Origin of the sequence: Rhizobium sp. SEMIA 4085 (assembly GCF_013004495.1) — a bacterium.
GTDB lineage: Bacteria > Pseudomonadota > Alphaproteobacteria > Rhizobiales > Rhizobiaceae > Rhizobium > Rhizobium gallicum.
The window spans coordinates 1-1705 of the sequence record NZ_JABEPH010000636.1 but is presented as its reverse complement, the minus strand read 5'-3'; the positions used below and the strand labels follow the sequence as shown (position 1 = coordinate 1705).

Genomic DNA, 1705 nt, shown 5'->3' with positions numbered 1-1705 from the left:
CGAGGGCACTCAAGAAGGGCGACTTCGAGGCCCGCGCCGGAGAGGTACACGCCATCGTCGGCGAGAACGGCAGCGGCAAGAGCACGATGGCCAAGATCATGTCGGGCGTTTTGCACCCGGACGCAGGGAAGGTCACGATCCTGGGTGAAAAGGTTGCCTCGCCCGTCGACGCCAAACGGGTCGGCCTGACCACCATTTTCCAGGAAGTCCTGGTTGCCGACGAGGCCAGCGTGTTCGAGAACCTCTATGTCGGTCGTGACGGTGTCTTTCGTTCGCAGTTGACCGGCGATCGGCGGACCGAAGCGGCTGAAATCCTGGCGCGGCTCGTTGGAAAATCCGTAGACCTCGATCAACTGGCAGGCAGCCTGCCGCTCAGCATCAAACAGTGGATCGTCATCGCACGGGCTATTCTTCGCAGGCCGCAGGTGCTGATCCTCGACGAATCTTCGGCCGCGCTCGACCTCGACTCGACCCTCCGGCTCCACGCGGAAATCGACCGCCTTCGTGCCGAGGGCGCGACGATCCTCATCGTAACCCACCGGATCGCGGAACTCGTGCGTATCGCCGACCGTGCGACGATCCTGCGTGATGGGATAACTGTCGGTACGCTCGGAAAGGACGAGATTACCGAGGAAAACCTGCTGTCCATGATGACGCCGGCAGATCGGCGCGCCAGCGATGCGACAGAATACGCCTCCCGAAAGAAGGCGCTATTGGCCCCTCTCATACTAACCGCGACGGGTCTCGCCGCGCACAGGTCGGCGCGCCTATTCGATTTCGACCTTCCCAAGGGGAGCATCGTCGGCGTAGCCGGGCTTGATGGGCAGGGGCAGGACGCTTTTATCCGCGTCTTGGCCGGCATCATCCAGCCGTTCGGTGGCGAGGTGAAGGTCCGCTCGGTTGATACGGACAAGATGATCGCGCTGCAATCGCTCGACGATGCTGCCAAGCTCGGCGTTTCCTACGTCTCCGGGGATCGCAAGCGCGAGGGTATCTTCCCGCAACAAAGCATCTTCGAAAACCTCGCCATCGGTGTCTACAGGAAGACGCTCGGACCCCTGGGCGTGATCCGCAAGCCCACGCTGAAACCCATGTTTAAGCGCGAAGTGGATCGTCTGCGCATCAAGATCGGCAGCCCGTCGAACAGGATCACCTCACTGTCGGGCGGCAACCAGCAGAAGGTGCTTATCGGGCGCGCCTTCGCAAACGATCCCCAAGTCATCCTCCTGAATGACCCCGCCCGCGGTGTCGATCTCGGCACTAAGCGCGACCTCTACCGGGAGCTACGTCTGTTCGCTGACACAGGCGGCCGCGACATCTCCGTGTCGCGCGAGCTCGAGGAGATCATCGCGGTTGCCGCTCGCGCCGTCAGGGTCTTCGGGGGAACGTTGTTTCGATCCCTGACCGGCGAGGAAATCGCCGAGGCACCAATCCTCGCCGCTATGTTCGGGAAAGCCCGGGACGCTTCCGTTGATTTCGATCTGGAAAGGACCGCATGATGTCCGTAACCGCTTTCCGTCAAGTCACGCAGGACCGCTCGTTGTTCGTTCCGGCCGGGCTTTTCCTCGTCCTCCTTTGCGCTGTCGCCTTCCGGGGCCAGGGTCTGTTCACGAACAATGGTCTGGCCGGAGCCATTCTGGTTGCACCGCCGCTGATCCTGACCACGCGCGCGATAACACCGGCCGTCAGGGCGGGGGCCCGGGCG

Annotated in this window: 1 protein-coding gene and 1 pseudogene; both read left to right on the top strand. The window is 62.6% G+C overall.

Annotated features, from left to right (window positions below):
- Window positions 1-1499, top strand: a 1499-nt coding sequence (locus C9413_RS31875; RefSeq protein ID WP_170251515.1) for a sugar ABC transporter ATP-binding protein, incomplete at its 5' end; no start/stop codon positions are given.
- A pseudogene (locus tag C9413_RS32940) lies at window positions 1496-1705 on the top strand (ABC transporter permease); the annotation flags it as partial. The gene C9413_RS31875 and the pseudogene C9413_RS32940, both read left to right, overlap by 4 nt.